Here is a 425-nt window from a genome sequence, read left to right on the forward strand (position 1 = left end):
CTTACTTTACTTCCAGTAGCTAATCCCTTAGGATATACAATACTAGTAACCCCGTATGCAGTAGCTTGCCATTGGCCGCCATCTCTATTAAAGGTATAATTATCATAATAGTTTATTGTGTTTACTTCAGAGATCTTTGTATTAGGATAAGCATTGTTAGAATAATACACAGGAGCATAATTAGCGAGTGTTATAGGTGTAGTGAGTTTATTTTCATAAATACCAGTAGCGCTATTAGCCTCGTTTTGCAATGTGGTACGAGAGGCACTTTTATCGATTTCTCCAGTATAAGTTACTCTTCCAAAAGCATCATATTTGGTAAATAACCATTTGTTTAGAGCCAAAAGGTTAGCATCTTGTGTCATAATAGGTTGGTCAAGCTTATTATAAACAATATATTCCCAACCTTTACCTGGTATTTTCTT

General features: G+C 34.6%; 1 pseudogene. It reads right to left on the reverse strand.

Annotation, left to right across the window (positions count from 1 at the left end):
- Nucleotides 1-425 (reverse strand): annotated as a pseudogene (locus tag Q0770_RS14665) (hypothetical protein); the annotation flags it as partial.

This window comes from uncultured Winogradskyella sp. (assembly GCF_947501905.1).
In the GTDB taxonomy this organism is placed as follows: Bacteria; Bacteroidota; Bacteroidia; order Flavobacteriales; family Flavobacteriaceae; genus Winogradskyella.